This window comes from Roseobacter sp. OBYS 0001 (assembly GCF_019654895.1).
Taxonomy (GTDB): Bacteria; Pseudomonadota; Alphaproteobacteria; order Rhodobacterales; family Rhodobacteraceae; genus Roseobacter; species Roseobacter litoralis.
Genome location: NZ_BPES01000002.1, coordinates 314,025 through 339,564, shown reverse-complemented (window position 1 = coordinate 339,564; position 25,540 = coordinate 314,025). Strand labels below are relative to the sequence as shown.

25 protein-coding genes are annotated in these 25,540 nt (G+C 58.4%); 11 read left to right on the top strand and 14 right to left on the bottom strand.

All coding sequences use genetic code 11. From position 1 onward, the window contains the following. Positions 1 to 12: 12 nt before the first annotated feature. A complete protein-coding gene (locus tag K5Q35_RS07110) occupies positions 13 to 1,035 on the top strand; it encodes an aspartate-semialdehyde dehydrogenase (protein WP_013964055.1) in 1,023 nt (340 codons plus the stop codon). A 76-nt stretch (positions 1,036 to 1,111) separates the two neighbouring features. Here the strand turns inward: K5Q35_RS07110 and K5Q35_RS07105 are convergent, their stop codons facing one another. The 6 genes from K5Q35_RS07105 to K5Q35_RS07080 all read right to left on the bottom strand — a co-directional run bounded on the left by K5Q35_RS07105 (position 1,112) and on the right by K5Q35_RS07080 (position 6,104). Next, on the bottom strand, positions 1,112 to 1,666 hold the full coding sequence (locus K5Q35_RS07105) for a hypothetical protein (RefSeq protein WP_220799021.1): 555 nt from the start codon (positions 1,664 to 1,666) through the stop codon (positions 1,112 to 1,114). Then, on the bottom strand, positions 1,663 to 3,510 hold the full coding sequence (locus K5Q35_RS07100; RefSeq protein ID WP_220799020.1) for a glycerophosphodiester phosphodiesterase family protein: 1,848 nt from the start codon (positions 3,508 to 3,510) through the stop codon (positions 1,663 to 1,665). The genes K5Q35_RS07105 and K5Q35_RS07100 overlap by 4 nt, the downstream gene beginning before the upstream one ends. Positions 3,511 to 3,632: 122 nt before the next feature. Further along, positions 3,633 to 4,043: a hypothetical protein gene (locus tag K5Q35_RS07095; protein ID WP_013964052.1), complete on the bottom strand. Its 411-nt coding sequence runs from the start codon at positions 4,041 to 4,043 to the stop codon at positions 3,633 to 3,635. A 36-nt stretch (positions 4,044 to 4,079) separates the two neighbouring features. Continuing rightward, positions 4,080 to 4,391: a P-II family nitrogen regulator gene (locus tag K5Q35_RS07090; RefSeq protein ID WP_013964051.1), complete on the bottom strand. Its 312-nt coding sequence runs from the start codon at positions 4,389 to 4,391 to the stop codon at positions 4,080 to 4,082. 4 nt (positions 4,392 to 4,395) lie between these two features. Further along, positions 4,396 to 5,373 carry a sodium-dependent bicarbonate transport family permease gene (locus tag K5Q35_RS07085; protein WP_220799019.1) on the bottom strand — a complete coding sequence of 326 codons (978 nt, stop codon included), beginning with the start codon at positions 5,371 to 5,373 and terminating at the stop codon, positions 4,396 to 4,398. Positions 5,374 to 5,453: 80 nt separating this feature from the next. Beyond that, a complete protein-coding gene (locus K5Q35_RS07080) occupies positions 5,454 to 6,104 on the bottom strand; it encodes a carbonic anhydrase (RefSeq protein WP_013964049.1) in 651 nt (216 codons plus the stop codon). A gap of 145 nt (positions 6,105 to 6,249) precedes the next feature. Here K5Q35_RS07080 and K5Q35_RS07075 point away from each other — a divergent pair, with 145 nt between their 5' ends. From K5Q35_RS07075 to K5Q35_RS07065, 3 genes are all read left to right on the top strand, one after another. After that, positions 6,250 to 6,630 carry a hypothetical protein gene (locus K5Q35_RS07075; RefSeq protein WP_013964048.1) on the top strand — a complete coding sequence of 127 codons (381 nt, stop codon included), beginning with the start codon at positions 6,250 to 6,252 and terminating at the stop codon, positions 6,628 to 6,630. Positions 6,631 to 6,693: 63 nt separating this feature from the next. Beyond that, the gene (locus K5Q35_RS07070) at positions 6,694 to 8,076 is read left to right on the top strand and encodes a M17 family metallopeptidase (RefSeq protein ID WP_220799018.1); all 1,383 of its coding nucleotides are present in this window, start codon (positions 6,694 to 6,696) and stop codon (positions 8,074 to 8,076) included. Then, positions 8,073 to 8,867: an NlpC/P60 family protein gene (locus tag K5Q35_RS07065; protein WP_220799017.1), complete on the top strand. Its 795-nt coding sequence runs from the start codon at positions 8,073 to 8,075 to the stop codon at positions 8,865 to 8,867. The genes K5Q35_RS07070 and K5Q35_RS07065 overlap by 4 nt, the downstream gene beginning before the upstream one ends. Before the next feature lie 12 nt (positions 8,868 to 8,879). Here K5Q35_RS07065 and K5Q35_RS07060 read toward each other — a convergent pair whose 3' ends face one another. The 3 genes from K5Q35_RS07060 to K5Q35_RS07050 all read right to left on the bottom strand — a co-directional run bounded on the left by K5Q35_RS07060 (position 8,880) and on the right by K5Q35_RS07050 (position 11,659). Next, on the bottom strand, positions 8,880 to 9,227 hold the full coding sequence (locus tag K5Q35_RS07060) for a DUF2794 domain-containing protein (RefSeq protein WP_013964045.1): 348 nt from the start codon (positions 9,225 to 9,227) through the stop codon (positions 8,880 to 8,882). Between the two features lie 69 nt (positions 9,228 to 9,296). Continuing rightward, on the bottom strand, positions 9,297 to 10,958 hold the full coding sequence (locus tag K5Q35_RS07055; RefSeq protein WP_220799016.1) for a DNA polymerase Y family protein: 1,662 nt from the start codon (positions 10,956 to 10,958) through the stop codon (positions 9,297 to 9,299). An 83-nt stretch (positions 10,959 to 11,041) separates the two neighbouring features. After that, positions 11,042 to 11,659: a TetR/AcrR family transcriptional regulator gene (locus K5Q35_RS07050; protein WP_220799015.1), complete on the bottom strand. Its 618-nt coding sequence runs from the start codon at positions 11,657 to 11,659 to the stop codon at positions 11,042 to 11,044. A 285-nt stretch (positions 11,660 to 11,944) separates the two neighbouring features. On the opposite strand from K5Q35_RS07050, the gene K5Q35_RS07045 reads away from it, so the two are divergent. From K5Q35_RS07045 to K5Q35_RS07020, 6 genes are all read left to right on the top strand, one after another. Next, complete coding sequence (locus K5Q35_RS07045; RefSeq protein WP_013964041.1) at positions 11,945 to 12,874, top strand: AEC family transporter; 930 nt, start codon at positions 11,945 to 11,947, stop codon at positions 12,872 to 12,874. Positions 12,875 to 12,943: 69 nt separating this feature from the next. Beyond that, a complete protein-coding gene (gene fghA, locus K5Q35_RS07040; RefSeq protein ID WP_013964040.1) occupies positions 12,944 to 13,774 on the top strand; it encodes an S-formylglutathione hydrolase in 831 nt (276 codons plus the stop codon). After that, complete coding sequence (locus K5Q35_RS07035) at positions 13,771 to 14,226, top strand: YaiI/YqxD family protein (protein WP_220799014.1); 456 nt, start codon at positions 13,771 to 13,773, stop codon at positions 14,224 to 14,226. Before fghA ends, K5Q35_RS07035 begins: the two co-directional genes overlap by 4 nt. Positions 14,227 to 14,246: 20 nt before the next feature. Further along, complete coding sequence (locus tag K5Q35_RS07030) at positions 14,247 to 14,879, top strand: HAD-IA family hydrolase (RefSeq protein ID WP_220799013.1); 633 nt, start codon at positions 14,247 to 14,249, stop codon at positions 14,877 to 14,879. Continuing rightward, the gene (locus K5Q35_RS07025; protein WP_220799012.1) at positions 14,876 to 15,799 is read left to right on the top strand and encodes an ornithine cyclodeaminase family protein; all 924 of its coding nucleotides are present in this window, start codon (positions 14,876 to 14,878) and stop codon (positions 15,797 to 15,799) included. Before K5Q35_RS07030 ends, K5Q35_RS07025 begins: the two co-directional genes overlap by 4 nt. After that, positions 15,796 to 16,719: an alpha/beta fold hydrolase gene (locus tag K5Q35_RS07020; protein ID WP_220799011.1), complete on the top strand. Its 924-nt coding sequence runs from the start codon at positions 15,796 to 15,798 to the stop codon at positions 16,717 to 16,719. The genes K5Q35_RS07025 and K5Q35_RS07020 overlap by 4 nt, the downstream gene beginning before the upstream one ends. On the opposite strand, the gene K5Q35_RS07015 is transcribed toward K5Q35_RS07020, so the two are convergent. Beyond that, a complete protein-coding gene (locus K5Q35_RS07015; RefSeq protein WP_220799010.1) occupies positions 16,716 to 17,957 on the bottom strand; it encodes an MFS transporter in 1,242 nt (413 codons plus the stop codon). The genes K5Q35_RS07020 and K5Q35_RS07015 overlap by 4 nt on opposite strands. A 133-nt stretch (positions 17,958 to 18,090) precedes the next feature. Between K5Q35_RS07015 and zapE the strand changes: the two genes are divergently transcribed. Continuing rightward, entirely contained in the window at positions 18,091 to 19,149 is a 1,059-nt protein-coding gene (gene zapE, locus K5Q35_RS07010) for a cell division protein ZapE (protein WP_013964034.1), read from the top strand. 5 nt (positions 19,150 to 19,154) lie between these two features. Here the strand turns inward: zapE and K5Q35_RS07005 are convergent, their stop codons facing one another. The 4 genes from K5Q35_RS07005 to K5Q35_RS06990 are packed head-to-tail and all read right to left on the bottom strand — an operon-like array spanning position 19,155 to position 25,460. Then, on the bottom strand, positions 19,155 to 20,429 hold the full coding sequence (locus K5Q35_RS07005) for a folylpolyglutamate synthase/dihydrofolate synthase family protein (RefSeq protein WP_220799009.1): 1,275 nt from the start codon (positions 20,427 to 20,429) through the stop codon (positions 19,155 to 19,157). Continuing rightward, entirely contained in the window at positions 20,426 to 21,370 is a 945-nt protein-coding gene (gene accD, locus K5Q35_RS07000) for an acetyl-CoA carboxylase, carboxyltransferase subunit beta (protein WP_013964032.1), read from the bottom strand. The genes K5Q35_RS07005 and accD overlap by 4 nt, the downstream gene beginning before the upstream one ends. Positions 21,371 to 21,428: 58 nt before the next feature. Next, positions 21,429 to 22,328 carry a CPBP family intramembrane glutamic endopeptidase gene (locus K5Q35_RS06995; protein WP_220799008.1) on the bottom strand — a complete coding sequence of 300 codons (900 nt, stop codon included), beginning with the start codon at positions 22,326 to 22,328 and terminating at the stop codon, positions 21,429 to 21,431. A 9-nt stretch (positions 22,329 to 22,337) separates the two neighbouring features. Further along, on the bottom strand, positions 22,338 to 25,460 hold the full coding sequence (locus tag K5Q35_RS06990) for an ABC transporter transmembrane domain-containing protein (RefSeq protein ID WP_220799007.1): 3,123 nt from the start codon (positions 25,458 to 25,460) through the stop codon (positions 22,338 to 22,340). Between the last annotated feature and the right edge of the window lie 80 nt (positions 25,461 to 25,540).

Sequence of the window (25,540 nt, the reverse complement as noted above, 5' to 3'; positions counted from 1 at the left end):
TGGAGTATTTAGATGGGTTACCGCGTCGTTGTTGCGGGTGCCACAGGCAATGTGGGCCGCGAAATGCTGAACATTCTTGCTGAACGCCACTTTCCGGTGGACGAAATTGCTGTGCTTGCGTCACGCAAATCACTGGGTACAGACGTCAGCTTTGGCGAAAGAACGCTCAAGACGAAGGACCTTGATACGTTTGATTTCACGGGCTGGGACATGGCATTGTTCGCCGTTGGGTCCGAGGCGACCAAGAAATATGCACCCAAAGCGGCAAAAGCCGGATGCGTGGTGATCGATAACTCGTCACTGTACCGCTATGACGCGGATGTGCCGTTGATCGTGCCCGAAGTGAACGCCGATGCGATTCTAGGATATGCCAAGAAGAACATCATCGCCAACCCGAACTGTTCGACCGCGCAGATGGTGGTGGCCCTCAAGCCACTTCATGACCGCGCGACCATCAAACGCGTTGTTGTCTCGACCTATCAGTCGGTTTCAGGTGCGGGCAAGGAAGGGGCGGATGAGCTTTGGGACCAGACCAAATCCATCTACAATCCGACCGATGACAAGCCACCGAAGAAATTCACCAAGCAGATCGCATTCAACGTGATCCCGCATATTGATGTATTCATGGAAGACGGCACCACCAAAGAAGAGTGGAAAATGGTCGTTGAAACCAAGAAGATCATCGACACCAAGATCAAGGTCACTGCAACCTGCGTGCGCGTGCCCGTATTCGTCGGCCACTCCGAAGCGATCAATATCGAGTTCGAAGACCACCTCGACGAAGACGAGGCCCGCGAAATCCTGCGCGAAGCACCGGGCGTCATGGTGATCGATAAACGCGAGGACGGCGGCTATGTGACGCCCGTCGAATGCGTTGGCGATTTCGCGACGTTCATCAGCCGTATCCGTCAGGATTCCACGATTGATAATGGTCTGAACCTGTGGTGCGTGTCCGACAACCTGCGCAAGGGCGCGGCACTCAACGCGGTGCAGATCGCTGAACTACTGGGCAACCGGGTCCTGAAAAAGGGCTGATTTACCCAAGGCACTTGGAAAAACCGTCGGATCAAACCGGCGGTTTTTTTCGCCAGCTTCGAACCTGCGCGCCGGATCAAAGCCCCGGAATGCACCCCGGATATCCGAACCCCCAACGCCAAGGCAGGCCGGAACATGGCCCGCCCCCAAAACGGACGGCGTTGAACATAGATGTGGCAATCATGTCATAGGCGAGCCGGATGTTGTCTTCGCCGACATCATAGCGCAGGGCGAGGTCTTTGACCTGCGCCTCACCCTGTTCGACGACACAGGTCTGCAACGCCTGATCTGCCGATAGACGCGCCTCGAAACTCTGGTCTGCGGACTTGGCCCCGGCCGCGTTGTGGTAGGCGCGGTCGTGAATGACGCAGCATTGCTCCCAAGGGGGGTGCGCGCCTTGCGCTGCTTCAAAGTCAGGAAAGAGATCGGCCACCACGCGCCAGCTCCATGACATGCCGCCGCTGCATCCATCCGTTTCAAAAACAGACAACTCGGAGTCAGAGATCACCGATTGCAGGGCGCGGTGGGATGGCATCTCAAGCCCGCGCTGTACCTTGGCCATTGCGTTATCCTCTTGCGCCAGTCCAACCTGAGGCACCACGAGCCCTAAGATGAAAACGGCAGCTCTCATATTTCGTCCCCAGTTTCGGGGGTCAGGTCAAAGGCAAATCCGATCGTGTCGCCAAGGCGCAGCATCAGACGTTCCGGGGTGCTGAGTGTTTTGTGATAGGCGATGACCTCGCGCGCGAGTTTGGGTTTGTCTGTGATCAACCCGTCCACACCGAGCGAGATCATCCGCGACATCGATACCGCGTCATTGACCGTCCATGCGTATACGTCTTTGCCCACGCTTTGCGCCTGCGCCAGCAAACGCGCTGACACGCGCCCCGCGCTCACGGCCAGAAAATCACCGTCGAGGCCAGACAGATCACCCACAGCGGTCGCTGCCAGAACACCGCTGCGCCAATCCGGGCGCAATGCCCGCATTTTCTGCACCGCCGGGTATTTCAGTGACATCGTCGCAATCTGATCCTGCATACCAGCCGCTTCGACCAAGGCGATCACGCGGTTTTCCAGATCGACGTCATGGCCATAGTACTTCAGCTCAATAATCAGCTTGGAGCGGTCTTTGACCACCTCAAGCACATCGCGCAACAAGGGGGGCCGTTCATCCGCATAGACCGGATCGAACCACGTGCCGATGTCAATCTGCGCGACATCTTCCATGGTCACATCCCAGACCTTGCGATTAACACCTGCCGCTTTCATGAAATCACTGTCGTGGACTACCAGAACCTCACCGTCGGCAGTCTCCTGCACATCGATTTCGACCCAGTCGGCCCCGTCCTCAATCGCCTTGATCACGGCCGCCATCGTGTTTTCCGGACGGCTCGCCGCGGCACCCCGGTGCCCGATCACATCCACTTGCTCAACACCGCCGACCTGATTGAACGCCGTACCCCCGACAAACAGACTGCCCACCGCGAGCAGCACAGCCAACGCAGGCAACAGGGCGAGGCGGGGTGAAAAGGCTTCGGCTCTGGCATCATCTTTGGCCGCGCGCGCCTCAAGGCAGCGCTCAAACTCCTCGTTCAGGATATCGGCCAAGGCCCCATTGGCAATCGCGTTCAAAGCGGAGTTCACAAACACCCATACGCCGATCAGAACCGCTGTGACGGTAAAGAACAGGGCAAGGTTTCCACTAAAAAACGGAGGAATTTCAGCGAGCAGAAACCCGGTGAACCCAATCAGGACAAAAGCCACCCCAGCCCGAAGCACAAGCCAGGACATAATTCGTTTCAGGAGATCAAACCGATGGCCACGCATCTTTTCACGGCTGTTTCGAAAGGCTTTTTTTGCCGACACAAGATCAAACACGCTCATATGCAGCGCAACCGCCCATGCGGATAACCGCTCCAATAGTAAAAGACCCAGTGCTACGGCAATCACACCACCGCAGGCGATGGCGGTCATAAACGCAGGGGGGCGGTTGGCCAGATAGTAATTGATGTCAAAGTCGCGCAGCAGAAACAGCGCAATAGCGCCACCGACCAGCAGAAACGGCAGAGATATTATCAAAACGCGCATCAGAAGGTGGCCGGCAAATACAGCCAGTCGCGGCAGTGATCTGGTCAGGAACCCGAAAGCAGCCGCCAATGCCCTGCCAGCACCCCGCTGATCAGATCGCAAGACGGCGGTCATGACGGCGATATCAATGGTCGCAGCAACGATGACCAGTGACGCAATCACGACAGCTCCGATTGCCCCTACCGGCGTCAATAAAAACCGGGCGATATCCTGATCCGTGAGGGCGGATTGGTCGGAAAAGGACAATGTGATCGCAAGCAGTGCCGCAATCAACGGGACCAAGACCGCCGCGATAATCAACCGCACGAACATGTGAACACACAGCAGCGGGAACCACAGCGCAAGCGCCTGCCTGTAGCTGATCACAGCGTCCCAAACCAAGGTCATACCTCGCCTGATAAAAATCCCGAACTTTGAAAACAGCACAACAGGAACATGCCCAATAAGCAAGCACTGCTCAGGATAATATTCGGAATCACCGCGATATCCCGATCACGCGTGCCACGTCTTTATAGCTCACGCGGGTCCTTGGGTTTGCCGGGTCCGAATCGGCGCACGAAAGTTCCATAGGAAAAACCAAGGTCATGCGTATGGCAGACCCGCTTGCCGCTGGTTTCGGTATGCAAGGCCAACCCACCCAACGTGATCTTCATATAGTACCCGTGCTTGCGCATCCGATCATCCAGATCAGCCCAGTCGCGGGCCTCAGCCATGTCGCGAAAAAGCAGCTTTTGCAGGGCAAATATGAGCTTATCACCCGCGCGTGGCAGTTTGCGGGCCGGGCTTTTCGGGCTCCCCAGATGTTCGGTCACAAGGTGTTCGACGACCTCGGCAACCGTCCCCTGTTGCTCCGTGGCAAGGTCGTGGACGGCTTTGAAGAGATCATCAGAAAGCTGGAGGGTAATGGCGTGCTTCGTCATAGCGGGCAGATTTGCTTAAACATAGTTTACAAAGGGTTAAAAACGCTCTGCGCGCACGACGTCGCAATCCATTATCGAAACGACGCCGATATGCTTGTCCACCACGGCAAAAGCAGCTTCCAACAGCCCATCCAGACGCTCCGGTCGAATGATGCACACAACTTGCACCATGCCACTGGCGCGACCGATCTCGCCGGAACGCACCCACTCACCAGACCGCCCGGACCCACCCAGAACAGGCAAAACCGTGTAGCCTGTGACCTTCGCAGCACTCAGCGCATCCGTGAGGCGCGACTGCATGATCGCTTCTATCGTGATTTCGACGCGTTTGGCTTGATGTGTTTTCACGGGCTCAGACTCCTGTCAGCGCAGAGGCAACGGCCACATATAACGGGATGCCCAGCGTCAGGTTAAAGGGAAATGTGACGCCCAGAGAAAGCGTCAGGTAGATGGAGGGGTCAGCCTCTGGCAAGGCCACGCGCATGGCCGCTGGCACAGCGATGTAGGATGCCGACGCAGACAGTACCATCAACAGCGCGACCCCCCCCGTAGACAGCCCGAGCAACAGGCCAAAGACCGCCCCAAGGCTGCTGCCGACCACAGGCATCAGCAGGCCGAACGCCAACACACCGGATGTGAGAACGCCGCTGCGGCTGCGCAAACCACGCCCCGCAACAAGGCCCATATCCAGCAAAAAGAGGCACAACACCCCTTTGAACGGCGCGACAATAAAGCTTGAGATTTCGCTCAGACCATCCTCACCGGTGATCCAGCCGATAAAGAACGCGCCGACCAGCAGTACGATGGACCCGTTCAGCATGATTTCGCGCCACAGATCCTTGTCCATGCGGCGTCCATCTCCGCCGCGCGAAATCAGCCAAAGCGCCGAAAGGATCGCCGGGGCTTCCATGGCCGCAGCAACCGCCACCATATACCCCTCGTACGCGATGCCACTGCTTTGCAGCACCGAGGTGGCGGCCACAAAGGTCACAATAGAAATCGACCCGTAATGCGCCGCGACCGCAGCAGCATCCAGACGGCTGAGCCCGGTCATGACCTGCAGCAAACCAAAAGCAATCAGTGGCAGGCCCGCGGAAAGGATGATTCCCACCAGCAGGGTCAGGCCAAGCTTTGCATCCACCCCGTGTGCCGCAACGCTGACCCCACCCTTAAAGCCGATGGCGAACAGCAGATAGATCGACAGGGCCTTGGCGGCGGCCTCTGGCACGCTGAGGTCAGAGCGGGCCAAAGAGGCAGCGACGCCCAGAACAAACGACAAAATGATCGGAGACAACAGGTTGTTGGCTGCCAGTGATAAAATTTGGTCCACGAGCGCCTCCGTTGCTGGTCCTGAGGCGTTTAGGACTGTTTGCCGGTACGATCAAGGTCCTGATCTGTATTCACCATCTTTCAAATTGCATGAAAGGCCTGATCATCGGAGTGAAACACCTCAAGGCTGCCCTCGCCGATGTCGGTCCAAAGCCCATGCAACGTGAGCAAACCGCCGTCGACACGGGTGCTGATAAAGGGGAAAGTCATCAGGTTGCGCAGGCTGACGAGCACCGATTGTTTTTCCAGCGCCTGCGCCTGTATTTCAGGATCGTTTTCTGCGGCAACAAGAGAATAGCTTGGCCTGAGGATATCCATCCACCGGCCGATAAAGCTCGATTTTTCTTCGAGGTCCGGTGCATTACCCTGACACATATCGATGCATCCCTGTATGCCGCCACAGCCCGAATGCCCAAGAACGATCACATGCGCCACATTCAACATGGTGACGGCATATTCTACTGCCGCCGACGTCCCATGCGGATCCCCATCCGGTTCATAGGGCGGAACAAGGCTGGCGATATTGCGGTGAATAAACAGCTCCCCCTGATCGGCACCAAAAAGGGCGCTGACATGCACACGGCTGTCACAGCAGGAAATCACCATCGCACGGGGGTGTTGACCACCACGCGCCAGCTGCTTGTACCATGATTGGTTTTCTTGATACCCGGTGGCCTTCCACCCGTGATAACGCTGCACCAGATAGCCTGGAAGCGGTTTGGCTTGATCCATATTTTACGACTTTCAACCTCTGTCCCACGAGGATTACCTGCAATTATCCAAAAATTCGAGAGGAAACATTGATCTGTCTCAACTCTTTAGTCAGAATTTCGCGCGAAAACTCTTCGTGCCGTGGGGGCAATAAAGGGTGAGAAAAATGGATCATGTCCTGAAGATCAGGCTAAATGAAAAGGTGCATGTCTGCCAGGACAGGCTCAGCGCGCTATATGCGCAGCTCGGTGAGGCCGGTGCAGAGGACGTTGTTTGCCGCGCGATGGAAGAGCTGGCACTGCGGCTTTCGCATTGCAGCCGGCTGCACGCGGCGGGCGAGGCGAACGATCTACGCAAATGCGCCCGTTCCCTGATCGCGATATCAGAACAGATCGGCATGTTGGTGCTGGCCCGCGTCGCGGCCGACGTCATCGAAGCGCTGGATGGCAATGATGGTCCAGCCGTGGCAGCGACGCTCGGCAGGCTGTTGCGGATCGGCGAGCAATCGTTAAGCGCCATTTGGGACTTGCAGGACATCACGATCTGATCCCTTGCGCCGCCATCAGATCAGACTAGGCTGCGAGGGCGATTTTTTGAAAGGCGCCCTCTTATGACTTCCCTGTTTGCCGATGCTGACGATCAGACAATTCCGCTACACATCATAGATGAAGACTCGCTTGAGGTGTGGTTGGGCGACCAGCCCCAAGCGGTTCAGGCATGGGTATCCGCGAATGGGTTCGCGGCGCGGATCGGGCAGGTTTTACTGATCCCGAATGATGCTGGTTTACCACTGATGGCGCTTGCGGGATATGGCACAGCGAAATCGCGCGCACGGGGACGTTTTCATCTGGCGGCTGCCGCAAGCAAACTGCCCGCAGCGTGCTATAAGATCGCATCGGGCCTGCCGGAAACCAATGCCGACATGGAAGTTCTGGGATGGCTTTTGGCCGCCTATCGGTTTGGCCGCTACAGCGAAACCACCGCCATGGGGGCGAAGCTCACGCGGCCTGAGGGGCTGGATACCGCACGGCTGGAAATCCTTGCGCAGGCTGAAATACTGACCCGGGATTTGATCAATACGCCCGCAAATGACATGGGCCCCCCGGATCTTGAAGCCGCAGCGCAAGACCTCGCCCAACAGCATGGCGCATCGATCGAGGTTATTCTTGGCGATGACTTGCTGGCGCAGGATTTTCCGCTGATCCACACGGTCGGGCGCGCGGCAGATCGCGCGCCACGCCTGATTGACATGAAATGGGGCGACAGCGGACCCAAGATCACCTTGGTTGGCAAGGGCGTGTGTTTTGATACCGGCGGGCTGAATCTGAAACCGGGCGCGTCGATGGGGCTGATGAAAAAGGACATGGGCGGGGCGGCCAATGTGCTGGGGCTGGCGCATATGATTATGGCGTCCAAGCCTGACATCAGCCTGCGCGTTCTTATTCCGGCTGTTGAAAATTCAGTGGCTGGTAATGCGTTTCGACCGGGCGATATCCTGCCGTCGCGCAAGGGTCTGAGCGTTGAAATCAACAACACCGACGCAGAGGGGCGTCTGGTTCTGGCCGACGCGCTGACCTACGCACAGGAAGGCGCGCCAGACCTCATCATCTCGATGGCGACGCTAACCGGGGCGGCCCGTGTTGCTGTGGGTCCTGATCTGGCACCTTATTACTGCGACGATCCTGATTTTGTTACCGCGCTTGAAAACGCTGCCACGCGCCAATGCGACCCGGTTTGGCGCATGCCCTTTCACACTCCTTACGAATCGATGATTGAACCGGGAATTGCGGATCTGGACAACGCGCCAAAAGGCGGGTTTGCCGGTTCCATCACCGCAGCGCTTTTCCTGCGACGATTCGTGGGCGAAAGCGCCTACGCGCATTTTGACGTTTATGGCTGGAACCCGAGCGATGCGCCGGGACGCCCGAAGGGTGGCGCAGGTCAGGCGACCCGCGCCTTGCTGGAGGTCATCGAAGCCATGCAAACGTCATGACAGATCGTCGCGTGACGCCTGATCCGGCCCATGTGACCCTCGACATACCGGCGCAAATTACGGTGCCCGTCGCCGATTTGCGTCAAAGCCCTGCGGGACCGCGCGACAGGCAGGTTCTGTTTGGCGAGCGCATGACCATACTAGGTCGTATGGAAAATCACAGCCTGATCCGGGCGCAAAAGGACGGGTATTGCGGATGGGTATCCGATATTGCTTTAGGGTCGGTGCATCCGGTGACGCACCGTGTCACAAGCCGTGCCACGCATGTCTATGCGGAGGCGAATTTCAAATCACCAGACCTGATGCATGTGGGTTTTGGTGCCGGGCTGAATGTCGTTGCAGAAACCGCAACCTTTGTTGAGACGCCGCAGGGGTTTGTGCCGAGGCAACATGTGCGACCAGCAGAAGCGCGCGCCACCGACCCGGCCACAATCGCGGAACTCTTTTTGGGGGTGCCCTATCTTTGGGGCGGAAACGCGCATCTCGGGATTGATTGTTCCGGTCTGGTGCAGGCGGCCTGTCTGGCTTGTGGCATCGCCTGTCCCGGTGACAGCGACCAACAGGAAAAACAGCTTGGCGTAACGTTGCCGCCCGGTTCAGCGTTGCAACGCAATGACGTGATTTTCTGGAAAGGTCATGTGGCGCTGGTTCTGGACAAGGATACGCTGATCCATGCGAATGCCGGGCATATGCTGGTGACAACTGAACCCATCACAGACGCCTTGGCGCGAATTGAAATGCAAGGCGACGGGGTCCCGACAGAGTTCAAAAGGCTGGAAGTGCCCACCTGACGGGGGCAATGGTCACTCGACTGCGCGAATGAGTTTGCGTTCCAGCACCCTCAGTACTTTTTTCAGATCATGACCCCGGCGGATGATCTGCCCATCCATCCCGACAACAGCATACATCCCCTGCTTGTCGCGCATCTTTGGACGTTTTTCGATACGATAGAGCGGCGTCTCGGCGGTGCGACGGAACACCGAAAAGATGGCAACATCCTTGAGACAGGAAATTCCGTAGTCACGCCATTCGCCCGCTGCCACAAACCGTCCGTAAAGCGACAGGATCACGGATAACTCTGTGCGGTGAAAAGCAACCTGACTGGGCGGCATCTGATGAAGGGTGCTGGTCGGGGGGACATGGTAATTCATATGGCCAGAGTTGCGCCCTTTTCCACGCGAATCAAGCTCTGAAATTCGCAGGCGCGTCAGAACATCCTCTCAGGCATAGGTACCTTGGCAAAACCATCCCGAAGACATCAGATGCCCATGGGCATAAAACAACCATAACCGCTGGCCGTCTTCGGTCTCAGTGCTCCAGTAATCCCGCACACCACTGCGCCAGTTGGGATCATCCAGCCACCATTCGGGCGCGATACGTTCTGGCCCGATCGCCCGGACAGCGCGCAGGCGCTGCCCGCGCCAGCGAAAGACATCGGGTACTTTCGGGCTGTCCGGGGCCTGTACGGGTTCAGGCTGCCAGATCAGCAGGGGCCGCGGGTTGGGCGGGTCGGGCCATGGCCCGTCAAAAGGGGTCGACCATGCCGCGGCGTGGACGGTTGAGGCCTTTTCAGGGATATGGCTGGAGGCGGGTTTAAGCCGCGTGATCGCCTCAAGCCCGACGCGCGCGCCAATCCGCCCGATCAGATCGTCCATCGACGTGTTACTGGCCAGACGGGTGCTCACTGCGGCACCTGCCTCAAGATGCCCCACCGGGGTGCGGGCGTGGATCGGTTCGGTCTGCACCGCTTCGAGCCGGAGCATGTCGATCCCGAAGCCTGCGTCGATACTGCCCAGCTTGAGCGCAATCAGCGGTTTGATCTGCGCAGGTTCGCGCGCGGCACGCGCCAGCCCCACCTCAACCGATTGTATGTCGTGATCCGTCCGATAGGCCTGAAACAGAACACGGCGCGCCCCGCGCCCCTTTTTCTCAAGACTTTCGCACAGCCGGGGCAGCAAGCGGTCAAGCCCCGCCAGCAAATCACTTTCCAGCCCGATGGGGTCCGGCAGGGTCATGCGGACGGCAAAATGCGCAGGCGCGCGCGCGGGCGAAACCGGTTCGGGGGCAGAGCCCATCGCCTGATCCATCCGCATCACAAGACCCCGGCCAAACCTGCGGGCCAGCACGGCCCTCGGTTGGCCCAGCAGATCACCGACGCGCCGGATACCAAGACGGGACAGCTGCGATGTCATCTCAGCATCAAGCCGCAGCGCCGCCACAGGCAAAGGGCTCAGCGCGCAATAGGTCTGCCCCGGGGCCGAAATAGGGTGTGCCCCTGCCGCAGATCCCGGCGTGACAACAGGGGCCGCACCACCTTTGGTCCAATGCCGGCGCTTGCTGGCGCGTGAGCGTGTGGCGCGGGCTTCCTGATCAATGGCGTCGCCTGTGCGGTGCGACCCTGCGGATTGCCCGGCAAAGCGCGCCAATGCCCACGCCGCCCCACGGGTATCCGCAAGCCCCATCCGCACCGACAGCCCCAGATCCTCACAATCCTGTTGCACCACCTGCAACAACGATTCCTCGCCCCCGAAAAGATGCGCGCATCCGGTCAGGTCAATCACCAGCGCGTCATCCCCTTCGGGCGCGACCCATGGGCTGAATTTTCCGGCCCAGCGTTGCAATGCAGTTAAAAATGCAGCCTCGGCTGGCTGGCTGCGCGCCCGTGTCACCAGTTTTTCACACATGGCATGGGCATCGCGCACCGGCTGACCCACACGCAGACCGGCCTGCGCGGCTGCCGCGCTCAAAGAGGTCAGCACCTGGCTGTTATGCTGTTCCTCGACCACACCCAAAGGCACAGTGGCCAGTTGCGGATTGCGCCGCATAAGCCGATCCGCCCCGAAATGCGGAAACCAGATGGAGAGGATACGTCGGGTTTTCATGGCAGCAGCGACCAGACAGATTCGTTTGTTCTTATTTTGTTCTAAACATATCTAGCCCTGTGACAGGGGCGAGTCGAGTCCGCTCAAGCGCCGTATCGCGCCATGAAGGTTTCGACAGCACTGTCCACCACGCGAATGATTTCCGTCTCGCTGACCTTGTCAATCACACCAAAGATCAGACGCGGCCAGACGTCTGATTTGCATAATTCGCCGAACTGATCCGCCGCCATGAGAGGGTCAGACATGCGCAATTGCCCGCGCGCTTCGGCGTGCTTGAAATAGGCCGCCATCTCGGTGCGGAAAATCGCAGGGCCCGAATTATAGAACTTCTGCCCCAGATCCGGGAACCGCTCGGATTCAGCCACGCAGATCCGGAAAATCTTTTGTCCGAAATCTGACGTGATGAACCGCAGGAAATGCTGCCCCGTCTGCGCCAGCACATCTTGCGGAGAGGCCTCCATATCAATCTTGTCCATCGCGCCGCGGGCCTGACGCTGACATTCGGCGGTTGCAACCTCCATGAACAGCAGTCGTTTGTCCGGGAAATAGCTGTACAAGGTTGCTTTTGACACATTGGCCACGCGCGCGATTTCATCCACGCTGGCCCCCTCAAAGCCATCCGCCATAAAGACGTCGCGCGCCCCATCCAGAACCTGATCGAATTTTCGTCCCTTGCGGATCGCCAGAGTTGCAACAGTCATAGGGTCCTCGGATGCCAGAGGCCTCAACTATAAACCGAACGGTTCAGTTCCCAAGGAGAAAATACAAATTGCTTTAGTGTCTGAATGTCTGGCGACCTATTTGCATCTGTTAACAACGCTGGTGCTGGACCCTGTGCGCCCGTTCTGTTTGGGACAATCCGTTGGATGTGATCAGAATAATGAGCACATCGTTCTGGCGCATCACGCATCAAGTGATAAGACACAGAAAGCAGTTTGCCTGACCGGACCAGACCACAGAAAGGGAAACACGCCCGGCGTGTCGGTATGATTGAAATCTTCTTTAAGACAGTCCCGTTCTTTGCGCTGATCGGCCTGGGCTATTGGGCCGGTCGCATTCGCTTCTTTACCGAAGAGGCGACCGCCTATCTGACGAAATTCGTCTTTTACTTTGCCCTCAGCGCGATGTTGTTCCGGTTTTCCGCGAATCTCTCTTTCGCGGATGTGTGGGACACGAACCTTGTCAGCGGCTATCTGCTGGGCACCGTTGCTGTCTATCTGATCGCGACCATCGTGGGCATGATCCGCCGGCTTGATGTGGCAACGGTCGCGGTCGAAGCGCAATGCGCAGCCATCGGCAATGTCGGATTTCTTGGCATTCCCATGCTTGCTTTGTTGCTGGGCGAGGCTGCGATTGGCGTCATCATGATGGCGCTTGCCGTTGATCTGATCGTATTTTCCAGCCTGATCGTCATCCTGATCACCGGGTCACGCGACGGGCGCTTCAGCCTGCGTATCCTGCGCACGATTGCGCTGGGGCTTGTCAAAAACCCCATGATCCTCGCGATCACATCCGGGCTTTTGTGGTCCGCCCTTGCCATTCCGATCCCCACACCGATGAACGACTTTCTGACCATATTGGGTGGGGCCGCGACCCCCGGTGCCCTGTTCGCCATCGGTGCCTCGCTGGCCTCAAAATCGGCAGAGCGGCTTGTGATCGCGGGCTGGCTCAGCTTTTGCAAACTGGTGCTGCACCCGCTTTTTGTGGCCATCGGTGTGATCATCCTGTTCCCGGTCGATCCCTACACCGCCGCCGTTGTCATCTCAGCGTCCGCGCTGCCTGTTGCAGGCAATGTCTATATTCTGGCGCAGCACTACGGCGTTGCATCGCACCGGGTATCCGCCGCCATTCTGGTATCTACCGTGATCAGCATCGTATCCGTTAGCTTTGTCATTGGCCTCGTGGCACCGATATGAAAGCTCGGGGGCTTGCCGACGGGCGGATCACGCGATAGCCAATGAGCGAACACAAAAGGGAGACCCGCAATGGAAACGATTTCTGAAAACGCCTGTTTCGGCGGCACACAGGGTGTCTATTCTCATACATCCGCCAGCTGCAATTGTGACATGACGTTCGGTCTGTTTCTGCCGGAGGAAGCACAGGACGGCCCCGTGCCGCTGTTGTGGTTCCTGTCGGGCCTGACCTGCACGCATGAAAACGCGATGATCAAGGCCGGTGCGCAGTCCTGGGCGGCAGAGCACGGAATAGCGCTGGTCTTTCCCGACACCTCACCACGCGGTGAGGGTGTGGCCGATGATGACGCCTATGATCTGGGACAGGGTGCGGGGTTTTACGTGAACGCCACGCAAGCCCCTTGGTCATCGCATTTCAAGATGTGGGATTATGTGACCGAGGAACTGCCAAATCTGCTGGAGCAGAATTTTGCGCTCGACATGAAGCGGCAGGCCATCACGGGCCATTCCATGGGCGGGCATGGCGCTTTGACGATTGCGATGTCCTTGCCGGGGCGTTTCCGCTCCGTCTCTGCCTTCGCGCCGATCTCTCATCCGACCGCCAGTGACTGGGGCCGCAAACAGCTAGGCGCCTACCTTGGCGATGATCAAAGCACATGGGCCGCACATGATTCGACGCTTTTGATGCGCGAAAAGGGCTTTGACGGGCCGATGCTGGTGGATACCGGCACCAAGGATCAGTTCATTGATCTGCTCCAGCCCGAAGCGCTGGCCGAAGCGGTCAATACACGCCGTCAACAGGCGGTGCTGCGGCTGCAACCGGGCTATGACCACAGCTATTTCTTTATCGCCACCTTCATGGAGGAACACATCGCCTTTCACGCCGACGCGCTTTACGCATGACAGCGCTTTACATCGACGCGGATGCCTGCCCGGTCAAATCCGAAGCCGAGCGCGTTGCCACAAGGCACCGGGTCAAGATGTATATCGTGTCCAATGGCGGGTTAAGGCCATCGCAAAACCCGCTGGTGGAAACCGTGATCGTGCCGGACGGGCCGGATGTGGCAGACATGTGGATCGCGGATCGCTGCGGCACCGGGGATGTGGTCGTGACAGGCGACATTCCACTGGCCGCAAAGTGCATCGAGGCGGGCGCGCTGGTGCTGAAACACAATGGCGAAGCGCTCACCTCGGCCAATATAGGCAATGTGCTGGCCAGCCGCGATCTGATGACAGACCTGCGCGCCGCTGATCCATTCCGGCAAGGCGGTGGCAAGAGCTTTGGCAAGGCGGATCGGTCCCGGTTCCTCGACGGGCTGGAACGCACTTTGCGCAAGGCCGCCACGCTGGCCTAACCCAAGGAAAGAAAGCCGATATGAGCGATAACCCGACACCACAGGCCGTCATTTTCGATGTGGGGAATGTATTGATCGAATGGGATCCGGACCGATTTTACGACCGTGCCATCGGCGAGGACCGCCGTCGCGCCATGTTCGAGGCGTTGGACCTGCATGCGATGAACGAGCGTATCGACCTCGGCGAACACTTCACCGACACGATCTATGCCGAGGCCGATAAATACCCCGACTGGCGGGCGGAAATCCGGATGTGGCACGATCGGTGGATCGAGATGGCCTCACCCGTGATCGACCATTCCGTCAGGTTGATGAAAGCACTGAAGACCAAGGGGGTGCCGGTGTTTTCGCTGACGAATTTTGGCGTGGAAAGCTATGATCATGCCGCAACGCATTACCCGTTCCTGCGCGAGTTTGACCGCGATTTCATCTCGGGCCATATGCGCATGATCAAGCCCGACCCCGCAATTTACGCTCAGGTTGAGGCGACCGCAGGCATCAAGGGCGACGCACTGCTGTTTGCGGATGATCGCGATGACAATATCGCCGCCGCACAGGGTTTTGGCTGGCAAACCCATCTGTTTGAAGGGCCGCAAGGCTGGGCCGACCGGCTGGTGGCATCGGGATTGCTCGACCCCGGAGAAGCCGCATGACCACCATTCCCATCATCCCCTTTTCTGAAGGGGAGGCAGTGCTGGACTGGATTGGGCTGACGGATGCCTTGGCCGCAGGCCACCTGTTGCCCAAGGCTGAAATTGCCGACACGTTTTTGTACCGCGACCCTGATACGCTGCTGAACCGGGCGGCGTGGATCGACGGTCTGGGCCTTGCGGTCAAGTCGGCCACGATCTTCCCCGGCAACACGGCGCAGGGGCTGTCGAGCGTCAATGGCGGCGTCACGCTCTATTGCGACAAGACCGGCACGCTGGAGGCGATTGTCGATTTCCACCTTGTGACCAAATGGAAAACCGCCGGGGACAGCCTGCTGGCCGCGCGCCGTCTGGCACGGGCCGACAGCCGCACCATTCTGATCGTGGGCGCAGGCACACAGGCGCGTGCACTGCACAGCGCCTATTCAGCGCTGTTCCCGCACGCGCAGTTTACCGTCTGGAACCGCACCGCGCAGAACGCAGAGCAGCTTGCCCGCGACATCCCCGACATCGCCATCGCAGAGGATCTGGAAACAGCGGTCAGGGCCGCAGATATCGTCACGGCGGCGACCATGACGACTACGCCGCTGATCCGTGGCGCATGGCTGCAACCGGGTCAGCACATTGATCTGATCGGGGCCTATCGACCCGATATGCGCGAGGTCGATGACGATGCCCTGCAGCGGGCCCGCGTTTTTGTCGACAGCCTTGATACGACCGTCGATCACATTGGCGAATTGAAAATTCCGATTGTGGCTGGCGCGTTCAGCGCCGATCAGATCGTGGCGGATTACTATGCACCCGGACCGTTCAAACGCCAAAGCGACGATGAAATCACCCTGTTCAAGAATGGCGGTGGCGCGCATCTGGACCTCATGACCAGCCGCTTCATTCTGGAGCGCTGGCAGGCACAGGCCGCATGATCTGGGCACTGCTGCTACTGGCGGGCATTGCGGCAGCACCCTTCGTGATCGAGGCCCTGCGCCGCCCCATGAACGCCGCCGCGCGCAAATCGGCCCCGGGCGCGTTTATTGACCTCTCGCAAGGGGTCACGCATTATCAGTGGTCCGGCCCGGCAGACGGGCCTGTTATCGTCTGTATTCACGGGCTGACAACGCCGAGCTTTGTTTGGCAGGGTCTGCGCCCCATGCTTGAGCGGCGGGGGTTTCGTGTCCTGACCTATGACCTATACGGGCGCGGCTACTCCGACCGCCCCAAAGGCGTGCAGAACCCGGCATTTTTCCTGCAACAGCTGAACGACCTGCTGGCCAGCCAAGACGTGCGAACGGACATAACCGTGATCGGCTATTCGATGGGCGGGGCGATTGCGACCCTTTTTGCGGCGGATCGACCGCAGGGTATCCGGCGGATGGTCCTGTTGGCCCCTGCCGGGATGCGCCCGGTCGGGTCGGGCCTGTTCAAAGCGGCGGTGCAAAACGCCGTTCTGGGACGCTGGGTCATGCTGTCCCTTTACCCGTCGATCCTGCGCAAGGGCCTGCGCGCAGAGGCGCATGTGCCATCCAGCGTGCCGGGGATCAATGCGCTGCAGCATGCCGAGTTGACGTGGCGTGGCTTTGTCCCGGCGGTCCACTCCAGCCTGCTTGGTATGCTGAGCGATGGCCTTGCGGCTGAACATGCCTCACTGGCGCAGCAGAAGATTCCGGTCATGGCGATCTGGGGTGCAGCGGATGATGTGATCCCCTTGGTCGCCAAGGATCAGCTTGCTGAATGGAACCCAAACGCCGCGCAACGGGTGATCCCGGACGCAGGCCATGGGCTGACCTATACGCATTGCGATGAAATTGACGCCCTGCTTGCGCCTTTTCTTGCAAAGGATGCCTAAACGGTCTGCAACCCTTCCAGCCGCCGTTCGCGTATCGGCAGATGTATGACTGCGCTGAACGCCCCGACGGCCAGACCGATCCACCACACCAGCGTATAATCCCCGTAGACATCATACATGCGCCCACCCAGCCAGATGCCCAGAAAGCCCCCCAACTGATGGCTCAGGAACACGATACCATAAAGCGTGCCCATATAGCGCAGCCCGTAGATATGCGCGATCAGCCCCGAGGTCAGCGGAATGGTCGCCAACCACAATGACCCCATGGCGAGCGAGAAAAGAATGACGCTCGTCGGTGTGATCGGGAACATGATGAACAGCGCCCCGACAACCGTTCGCGCCGTATAAATTCCGGCCAGCAGGTATTTCTTGGAATAGTATTTACCGGCCCAACCGGCCAGCAACGTACCCGCGATATTGGCAAGCCCGATGAGGGAAATAGCCACCGCCCCCAATGCAGAGGTCGTACTGATCCCCATACTGTCGAGCATACCACCCGGCATGATCGGACCGCATAGCTCGGTCACAAAGGCGGGTAAATGCGCCGTGATGAACCCAAGCTGATACCCGCAGGAAAAGAACCCGAGGTAGATGAAGGTAAAAGACGGGTCCCGAAAGGCCTTGCCAAGGATCTCCTTGAGGCTTTCCTCAAGGTCGGTTTTCGTGGCCATGGCCGGTGCGCGCATCATCGGTAGCGTCAAAAGAATGGCGAGGATCGCGACAGCAAAAACCACAAAAGTCGCCTGCCACGACATGAAAGACAGCAACCATTCCGCGATGGGCGGTCCAAATATCTGCCCACCGCTGCCTGCCGCAGAGACAATCGCCAGCGACATGGACCGGTTTTCGGCAGAGGACGCACGCCCCACAACGGCGAGGATCACGCCAAACCCGGTGCCCGCAATCCCAAAGCCTAAGAGCCACGCATAAAGCTGATGCTCAATAGGCGTGCTGGCCCCTGCCGACAGCAAAAGCCCCAGCGCGTAAATGATGGCACCGAGCACGATCGACTTTCTGTCGCCAATCTTCTCTGCCAGCGCGCCGAAAAGCGGCTGACCGATCCCCCAGGCCAGGTTCTGGATCGCAATCGCAAGGGAGAATTCGGCCCGCAGCCACCCAAACTCCTCAGCAATTGGAATCTGGAACACGCCAAAGGTCGACCGGATCGCAAAGCTGACGATGATGATCGCGCAGCCAACAATCAGAACCGGCGTGAAAAGTGGGGTGGGTTTGGGCAAAATGTGATCCTTGATGTGTGGGCAGACTACGATGTCGGATCAAAACGTCAAATCAGCAGTTTTTATGCCCACCGCACAATTCTTGATATCACCCGCCTCTTTTCTCGCGCAGCCACAGTCGCTATTGGGGATTATGACCAGCCTGTCGCAACATTACATGAGCCTCACGCAAGACGGCACGCTCATCGCCGATCCGGCGCAGATTGCGGCTTTGCCCGAATTTGAACGTGTGCATGACGCCCTGTTGCAGCCCGTCAAGAAAGGGCTGTTCCGCAAGGCACCGGAACCGCCAAAGGGTGTCTATTTCTGGGGGGGCGTGGGGCGCGGAAAATCCATGTTGATGGATCTGTTCGTGGAGCACCTTGACGGTATTCCAGCGCGGCGCGTGCATTTTCATGCCTTCATGCAGGAAATACACGCCGCCATGCATGAGGTGCGCAAATCCGGCGTCGAAGACGCGATCAGCCCGGTTGCCGCGGACGTTGCCGCCTCCGTGCGCTTGCTCGCCTTTGACGAGATGCAGATCAGCGATATTACCGACGCGATGATCGTCGGCCGTCTGTTTGAAGCGCTGTTCAGCGCGGGCGTCGTGGTCATCACCACGTCGAACCGGCATCCGGATGAGCTTTATAAAAATGGGTTGAACCGCGATCTTTTCCTGCCGTTCATCGCCCTGATCAAAGAGCGCATGGTCGTGCATGAATTGGTCAGCCCGACCGATTACCGACAGGACCGCCTTGGGGGGCAGCAGGTCTATTTCACGCCGGTCAATTCTGACGCGCGCAAGGCCATGGATGCGGTTTGGGACGATCTGGCCGGGGGGCCGGGCACCCCGCTTATCCTCAAGGTCAAAGGTCGGGATGTCGAACTCCCGGCCTTCCGCAACAGCGTGGCGCGCGCCGGGTTTCACGACCTTTGCGGCAAGCCATTAGGGCCTGCCGATTACCTGACCCTGGCCGAAGCTGTAAAAGTGCTGATGATCGACGGTATTCCCTCTTTGTCCCGCTCGAACTTCAATGAGGCGAAGCGGTTCGTGACGCTGATTGATGCGCTTTACGAGGCCAAGGTGCGCCTGATCTGCTCGGCAGCGGCGAAACCGGAAATGCTCTATGTCGAGGGCGAGGGCACGTTTGAGTTTGAACGCACGGCCTCAAGACTGCGCGAGATGCAGGGGAGCGACTGGGGGCAATAGCGCCCCTAACCATTCTCGCGCAAGATCGCCCCTGCCAGATAGAGCGAGCCGCAAATCAGCACCCGCGCCTGTGGCGTGGTTGCGACGATTTTCGCCAGCGCCGCCCCCACATCATCCGCCACATCCGCCGAAAATCCGACATTTCGTGCCGCTTCGGCGGTGGCCTCGGCAGGTAGTGTGCTGGCTTCACCGGGAATGGACACGGCGGTCAGATCCTGCGTCACAGCGGCCAGCGGGCGCAGATACCCGTCGATATCCTTGGTGTTCAACATCCCACAAATCAGACGCGTTGGCCGCTCAGACAGGGTTTGAAGGTGCGCGGCCAGTGCTTCACCGGCAGCGGGGTTATGCCCCCCATCCAGCCAAAGTTCCGCCTGCGGTGCGGCATCCCTCAGCGGGCCGGTTTTCAGGCGCTGCATACGGGCGGGCCAGAAGGCGGTTGTGACCGCAGCTTCGGCGGCGTGTTCGTCAAACCCGAGATAGCGCAGAGCGGTCAGTGCCGCGCCCGCGTTCATAATCTGATGCGCGCCGGGCAGGTTGGGCATCGGTAAATCCAGCAAGCCGGTATCATCCTGATAGCTGATCCGGTCGCGATCAGGCCCCACGTGCCACTGCTGCCCATAGGCCAGCAGCGGCGCTGCGTGACGTTGTGCGACCTCTTCGATAACCTCCATGCCATCATCGGCCTGACGCGACACGATGCAGGGCACGCCCGGTTTGATAATGCCCGCCTTTTCAAAAGCAATCTTGCGCAGCGTATCCCCAAGAAACTGCTCGTGGTCCATGGAGACCGGCGTGATCATGGTCAGCACCGGGTCATCCACCACATTCGTCGCATCCAGCCGCCCGCCCAGACCAACCTCAAGCAGCGTAAAATCGGCGGGTGTGCGCGAAAACGCCAGCAGGGCGGCACAGGTTGTGATTTCGAAATAGGTGATGTCGCCACCCCCATTTGCGGCGTAGCATTCATCGAGCACTGCCGTGAGGTCTGCTTCGGAAATCAAATCCCCCGCCACACGGATGCGTTCGTGAAAGCGCGCCAGATGCGGGCTGGTATAAGCGTGAACAGACTTTCCCGCAGCTTCCAGCCCGGCGCGGATCATCGCTTGTGTCGAGCCTTTACCATTCGTGCCTGCGATGTGGATCACAGGCGGCAGATTGCGTTGCGGATTGCCCAGCGCATCCAACAGCCGCCAGACGCGGTCCAGCGTGAGGTCGATCACCTTGGGATGCAACGCCATCATCCGCTCAAGAATAACGTCAGACGACTGAGCGTTCATTTCCCGGCACTATCCGATGAAGTCTCTGACGCGCCTTCGCTCAACGGTGCTGCATTCGGATCAGGCGGCGGCAAATCCCCCCGCACAGCGGGTGGCAGGCCCAGCAACATGCGCGTGATGGTGATCAGTTCATCCCGCATTTTCATGCGGTGTGTCACCCGGTCCAGCATGCCATGATCCAGCAGGTATTCAGCGCGCTGAAAGCCCTCGGGCAGCTTTTCACGGATTGTCTGTTCGATCACACGCGGACCGGCAAAACATATCAGCGCATTGGGTTCGGCAATATGCACATCCCCCAGCATGGCATAGCTGGCTGTCACACCGCCCGTGGTCGGATGGGTCAGCACGACGATATAAGGCAGACCCGCCTCTTTGAGCATTTGCACCGCAACTGTCGTGCGCGGCATCTGCATCAGCGACAAAATGCCCTCCTGCATGCGCGCGCCACCGGCGGCGGAAAACAGGATCAACGGGCGCTTGAGCCGGACCGCTTCCTGCGCGGCTGCAATGATGGCATTGCCCACATACATGCCCATGGATCCCGCCATGAACGAAAAGTCCTGCGCAGCGGCAACAATGGGTGTGCGACCGATTTCCCCACAGCCGACAAGCATTGCTTCGGCTTCCGATGTTTCTTTCTGGGCCGCCTTCAAACGATCTGGGTATTTTTTCTGATCCCGAAACCCGAGCGGATCAACGGTTGGCGGCGTGACTTCAACATCCGTGAAAACACCGCCATCGAACAATGCAGTCAACCGATCGCGGGCGGTGATGTTCATATGATGATCGCAACTGGTGCAGACATTCAGATTGTCCGACACCTCGCGATGAAAAAGCATCGTGCCGCATTCCGGGCATTTGGTCCAAAGATTGTCTGGTGTCTCTCTGCGCGAAAAAATCGAATTGATCCGCGGGCGGACGTAATTGGTGATCCAGTTCATAGCGACGCCCCTGTGGCCTTGTTCAGCTTTAGATAATCGCCCTCGCGGGAAAGTGCAATCAGCGCCGGATCGCCAATCGGGCCGCCAGCCACGTGACCACCATCATGGCGAATTCCACCGGCAGCCAAGCGCGCAGCTCTTGGGTGTCAGTCAGGGCAAAGGGGCTGAGATAGAGCGCCAGACCAGACAGGCTGTCGGGCATTGAGACAAAAAGGATAGCGATGACGTTATTGACGAAATGCACGGCAATCGCTGGTCCCAGCGTGCCAGCACGCGCCGTCAGATCAGCCATCAGAACGCCGAAAATCACTGACCAGACCATGATGATATTGGCGTTTTCCCCGGCCTCTTCAGGCATATAGTGTCCCAGACCAAACAACACCGACGGCACCAAAAGAAAGATCAGCGGCGATCTGAAGCGTGCGGCCAGTTGTTGCTGCAGATACCCGCGAAACAGGATTTCCTCGGCACTGACCTGCACGATGATCGCAACGATCGCAAAAGGGAGCACCACAAGCCACGCCCCGAAGTTCACATTGGGCACCAACGGCGCGCCCATGTCCCAAGGCGGCAGCGCAAATACCGCAGCGTTAAGGATCACAAGCATCAGCAGAACCACGATAAACTGGCTGCGAAACAGGGTGGCGTTCCCAAAGACGGCGGATATGCCCCGGTTATGGGCGACCTTCAGCGCGACGGTAACCGCCACCGTCAGCAGGCCGAACGATAACAACAAGAACACAACCGATAGCTGTGACATCTGGCCATCTCTGCCAGTCAACGCCCCATAGGTTTCAGAGCCGAGAAGCGTAAAAAGAGACTGATGCAAAAACTGATTGGCCAGCAGGAAAACACCTGCGATCAGGATTACGCCAATCACCAACCGCCAAACCTGTGCCTTGGACCGCGCCGGTGTAATCAGCGCCTCATGTGCGCGGTATGCTCTAAACAAGGACACGCAAACTCTCTATTCCGCTGCCTTTGAACGCTGCTGATCCGAGCGCCCTGCGGCTTGCTGCTCTTCGGCAACTTCGCGAATGCTCACCCCTGATGCACGCAGCACTTCCGCAGCACCAGACAGATGGCTTGCCACTGTTTTCAAAAGGCTCATCAGCACGTCGGGATCGTCCCCGATCACGGCGCGAAACTGCTCTGCGCCGATCCGCAGGAACTGGCTGTCTGTCTGGGCGATCAGGTCAAGCTGGCGCGGCTCATCCAGAATAATCGCGAGGTCGCCAATCAACCGCCCCGGCTCAACCTTTGTCACTTCCTGACGGGTGCCGGAGTTGTCGACATAGCTCATCATCGCGTTGCCGGAGAGGCATAGATAGACCGCATCCGCCCGCTCACCCATTGAGAATATCTGTTTGCCCTTGGGCGCGTCATACCACTGAGCAGCGAAAGCCAGCAGCCGCTGACTGCGCGCCTCCAGATCAGAAAATAACGCAGTGCGCGAGATCACCCGGATTTTACGCCTCAGATCGTCCGAGCCAGAGGCATCATCCTCAACCTCTTCCACATCGGATTCGCCGTCAATCCGGCCATTTTTGATTTCGATATGCAGATCATACGCCTGCGGGTTTTCAAAATTGTCCTCAAGGAAAATCATGGTGGTCTTGGGCAGCAGCTCCTGAAGGCGCGCCCGGGTGCGCTGGCGGGACGTTGCATCATGGCTGGCCAAAACCGTATCGAGGATGAGAATATCGGGCCGCTTGATGCCTGCCCTGCTGAAAGCTGCACGTTCCTGAAAGATGTTCGTCATATTCGAGCCCGCCAACCCGGTTGGAACATCAAGGACCGTCTCTGCGACGAGCCGTTTCAGGCCTTTTTCCGCGAGCACCTCGGCGACGATGTCCTCGATCAATTCGCCCTGTACACCCGCGAAGGCCGCAATTCGCCCATAAAGAACGTTGTCCATCAACGTCAGACGCGGCAGGTAATTCTCCGGCGCGACAGGAACAAACAAGTCCTTCAGGCGGTTGCGAATTTCCTCGCTCTTGGTTTTACGGATTTCAACGATTTCCTGTTTGAAGCTTTCGGGAAAACCCGGGCCTATCTGCTCTGCGGTGAAGGCAAATGGCACTGTCAGCAACAGTGCGAATTCTTCTTCGCTGATCGCCTGATCGCCTCTGTCCTTTCGGCGCATGGCGATATCCACCAGCTTTTCATACAGTTCTTCTTCGATCCCCAGTGCGGTAAACAGGGGGTGGCTCGTGCCATCCATGCCAAAGGTCTGGTGCAACGTTTCGATCAGCGTCTGGGAAATGGCGATCCCTTGCTCTGCGAGGCCAATTTCGGTGAACAGGCGCAGAAAGTTGCTCTCTGATGCAAGGTTCTGTTGCGTGATGTGTTTTCTGGGCGAGGCGAACATCAGGTTCCCCCCCAATGGGACCGACGGGTTGAACTCGTCCGGGTCAAAGCGATTGACCAGCGACGCAAGCCCCCGTTCCTGTAGCCGCGCATGCACGTCATCGCGTAAATCAACCAACTGCTGCGCAAGTTCTGGGTGTTTCGCCGGGTCCATGCGCGCATCCAGCATGCGGCGGAACATGATGTCATCCGTGCCCATGGCTTCGACAAGATGGAACCACCATCCGCGTATTTCTTCGGCGGTATTCAGACCGGCAAGCTGCGGGTCGAGCCAGTCCGCCTTGGTGCTGTCCAGACTGTTGCCGGAACGTTGCGCCTCGATTGTCGCTTTGTCTTTGTGCTGTGGGTCCCACAAAACGGTTTTCGGGCTGGTTTTGAGCGGCATGAACAGGTTTTCACCCAAAGTGCCGTTAAACAGGTAGGGCCGCGAGTGTGCATACCCGATGCGCGCGGCCACAACAGCTTGATGCAATTCATTCAGATGCCTGCCGGCAATTGTGATATCGCCCCGCGCGGGAATGACCTCTCGCGTCAACAGTTCGGCAAAAGCTATACGCTCGGACTGGTTGGTGGATTTGACAGCAACGCGCGCACCTGCTGGAATCTCAAGATTGATGTTTTCCAGCACCGCATTGCCATCAGCATTGCGCACAGTCACATTCTTCATCGAGATTGCGCCATCAAGGCGCGGCATTTCGTCGGGTTCACCTTCGAACAGGCTTTCCTCGATCATGCCCTTTGGCGCGAAACGCTCGACCACGATTTCCCATCGCAGGGACATGTCCTGCACCTGATTGTAGTAGGTCAGCAACTCCTTCCACGGCGAGCTGAGGTCCTTATACGCCGCGAGTGCCGCCACCAGCGCGCCCACGGTAATATCACCGCGAATGGCCAGAACGCCGCCGACCGAATAGAAAAAGAATGGCGTCAGCTGCGTGATGAAGTTGTTGAGGAACTTCATGAAGAATTTTTTCTGGTAGATCTGAAAGCGAATGTCGAACAGGCGGCCCAGCCGGTCCGTGAATCCGGCCAGACGAAAACGCCAGCCACCATTGGTTCGCAAATCCGTCACACCGGCAGCGGTTTCGCCGATTTCAGCAGCGAACTGGCGGACCTCGACAATCCGCCTTTTGTTCAACTGGTTGATTTGCCGTTGCAACATGGGGATCAGCCACGCCTGCAGGGGAATAAGCGCGATCCCCGCAAGGCCAAACCAGACGCTTTGCGCAAACAAAAAGGCCACGATGATCAACATCTGCCCGGCCTGAAAGACCGGCTGCGCCACGGCGTCCCCCATCAAACCGCCCATCGGCTCGGCCTCGGAAGTGACCATCGACACAAGCTCACCCTGCGAGGTCGATCGGAAATAGGCGCGCGGAAACCGCATCATGCGGCTCACCAATTGAAAACGGAACCTGCGCAAAAGGCGTTCCGCCAGCACACCTTTCATGGTGTTCAGGCGCATCTTGAGCAAACCGTGGACCAGCACTGACAACAGGTAAAGCCCACACAAGATCATCAGGAACTCGACCTGCGAAACTTGGATACCATCCCAGATTTCAACGATCGAAGACGTGGCACCGATGGCGTCGTTGATGATCCGCTTGGGCAACTCCAGCGTGGCATAGAGAAACGGGAAGGTGAAAACAGTAAACAACAGCAGAACAATCTGCTGTCGTCTGGAATACTTCCAGATGAAAGAAAAAATCGAGGATTCCATATACCGGCTTTCGTCATAGGCCTGAGGACAGGCCGACTGGACCCGCAGGGCGACAGCAGTGAGTGTCCCTGCCTGACGTG

Excerpts from the sequence above, each read along its gene's own strand:
- K5Q35_RS07020 (WP_220799011.1), top strand. The coding sequence starts at position 15,796 with ATGATCTGGGCACTGCTGCTACTGGCGGGCATTGCGGCAGCACCCTTC.
- K5Q35_RS07060 (WP_013964045.1), bottom strand. The coding sequence starts at position 9,227 with ATGAATTACCATGTCCCCCCGACCAGCACCCTTCATCAGATGCCGCCC.
- K5Q35_RS07030 (WP_220799013.1), top strand. The coding sequence starts at position 14,247 with ATGAGCGATAACCCGACACCACAGGCCGTCATTTTCGATGTGGGGAAT.
- K5Q35_RS07025 (WP_220799012.1), top strand. The coding sequence starts at position 14,876 with ATGACCACCATTCCCATCATCCCCTTTTCTGAAGGGGAGGCAGTGCTG.
- K5Q35_RS07065 (WP_220799017.1), top strand. The coding sequence starts at position 8,073 with ATGACAGATCGTCGCGTGACGCCTGATCCGGCCCATGTGACCCTCGAC.
- K5Q35_RS07070 (WP_220799018.1), top strand. The coding sequence starts at position 6,694 with ATGACTTCCCTGTTTGCCGATGCTGACGATCAGACAATTCCGCTACAC.
- K5Q35_RS07100 (WP_220799020.1), bottom strand. The coding sequence starts at position 3,510 with ATGACCTTGGTTTGGGACGCTGTGATCAGCTACAGGCAGGCGCTTGCG.
- K5Q35_RS06990 (WP_220799007.1), bottom strand. The coding sequence starts at position 25,460 with ATGGAATCCTCGATTTTTTCTTTCATCTGGAAGTATTCCAGACGACAG.
- K5Q35_RS07095 (WP_013964052.1), bottom strand. The coding sequence starts at position 4,043 with ATGACGAAGCACGCCATTACCCTCCAGCTTTCTGATGATCTCTTCAAA.
- K5Q35_RS07110 (WP_013964055.1), top strand. The coding sequence starts at position 13 with ATGGGTTACCGCGTCGTTGTTGCGGGTGCCACAGGCAATGTGGGCCGC.
- K5Q35_RS07050 (WP_220799015.1), bottom strand. The coding sequence starts at position 11,659 with ATGACTGTTGCAACTCTGGCGATCCGCAAGGGACGAAAATTCGATCAG.
- K5Q35_RS07105 (WP_220799021.1), bottom strand. The coding sequence starts at position 1,666 with ATGAGAGCTGCCGTTTTCATCTTAGGGCTCGTGGTGCCTCAGGTTGGA.
- K5Q35_RS07045 (WP_013964041.1), top strand. The coding sequence starts at position 11,945 with ATGATTGAAATCTTCTTTAAGACAGTCCCGTTCTTTGCGCTGATCGGC.
- fghA (WP_013964040.1), top strand. The coding sequence starts at position 12,944 with ATGGAAACGATTTCTGAAAACGCCTGTTTCGGCGGCACACAGGGTGTC.
- accD (WP_013964032.1), bottom strand. The coding sequence starts at position 21,370 with ATGAACTGGATCACCAATTACGTCCGCCCGCGGATCAATTCGATTTTT.
- K5Q35_RS07055 (WP_220799016.1), bottom strand. The coding sequence starts at position 10,958 with ATGAAAACCCGACGTATCCTCTCCATCTGGTTTCCGCATTTCGGGGCG.
- zapE (WP_013964034.1), top strand. The coding sequence starts at position 18,091 with ATGACCAGCCTGTCGCAACATTACATGAGCCTCACGCAAGACGGCACG.
- K5Q35_RS07080 (WP_013964049.1), bottom strand. The coding sequence starts at position 6,104 with ATGGATCAAGCCAAACCGCTTCCAGGCTATCTGGTGCAGCGTTATCAC.
- K5Q35_RS07075 (WP_013964048.1), top strand. The coding sequence starts at position 6,250 with ATGGATCATGTCCTGAAGATCAGGCTAAATGAAAAGGTGCATGTCTGC.
- K5Q35_RS07035 (WP_220799014.1), top strand. The coding sequence starts at position 13,771 with ATGACAGCGCTTTACATCGACGCGGATGCCTGCCCGGTCAAATCCGAA.
- K5Q35_RS07005 (WP_220799009.1), bottom strand. The coding sequence starts at position 20,429 with ATGAACGCTCAGTCGTCTGACGTTATTCTTGAGCGGATGATGGCGTTG.